The sequence below is a fragment of the Alcanivorax sp. HI0044 genome (assembly GCF_001634945.1).
The window spans coordinates 1-966 of record NZ_LWEZ01001590.1 but is presented as its reverse complement, the minus strand read 5'-3'; the positions used below and the strand labels follow the sequence as shown (position 1 = coordinate 966).

Sequence of the window (966 nt, the reverse complement as noted above, 5' to 3'; positions counted from 1 at the left end):
GAATTTCTGATGGCCGGTGTGTGCATGCGGCATACTCAGTGGTATGTTCTTGGTCCCCGGCTTGCCTTTCCTGATTTTCCCTCCCTGCGATATTTGTTTTCAAAAAACAAAACGTAGTTCCAAAATAGTATTGACGCCCCCTTTGGGGCGTGTCAGATTGACCGGCGAGTCAACACTTTGTATTCACCGATGAGCAGGCTGCGCTAGCCCGGTCTTATCGGTTTTATCCGGCGGTTTCCGGGTATCAACAATAAAAGCAGCTCTGCGAGGGCTGCAGTTCGGGAGAGTAAGACATGTCTGATCGGCATCATGCGGTCTGGCCAGAGAATATGCCCAAGCATCTGAGCCTGCCGCAGACCAGCCTCTATACCAATCTGGAGGTGTCTGCATTGCGTTACCCGCAACGGGACGCGATCAACTATTACGACAGCCCCCTCACGTTTGCCCAGTTGAAGCAGCAGGCGGATGCCCTGGCGGGCTACCTGCAATCACTGGGGGTGGAAAAGGGCGACCGGGTGCTGCTGTTCATGCAGAACGCCCCCCAGTTCATTATCAGCTACTACGCAATCCTTCGTGCCAACGCCATTGTGGTGCCGGTGAACCCCATGAACCGGGCGGCGGAGTTGGAGCACTACCTGGAAGATACCGAAGCGTCTGTGGCGATTTGCGGTCAGGAGTTGCTGGCGGCGATTGCGCCTGTGGTGGGCAAGGTGAATCTGCGCCACCTGATTGTGGCGGCTTACAGCGATTACATCGTCCGTGACACGGACTTGCCCCTGCCACCGGAAGTGGAGGCGCCTGCTGCTGCCCTGGCGGACCCGGCACACCTGGCCTGGAAGGACGTTATCGCGGCCGCCAAACAGCCCAGTGAATTGCTGGTGGGGCCGGATGATCTTGCCGTGTTTCCGTACAGCTCGGGCACAACCGGTGCGCCTAAAGGTTGTATGCATACCCATGCGTCGGTGA

1 protein-coding gene is annotated in these 966 nt (G+C 57.3%); it reads left to right on the top strand.

The features are described from left to right. Positions 1–293: 293 nt before the first annotated feature. The coding region (locus A3730_RS24080; RefSeq protein ID WP_156501328.1) for an AMP-binding protein at positions 294–966 on the top strand (673 nt) is incomplete at its 3' end.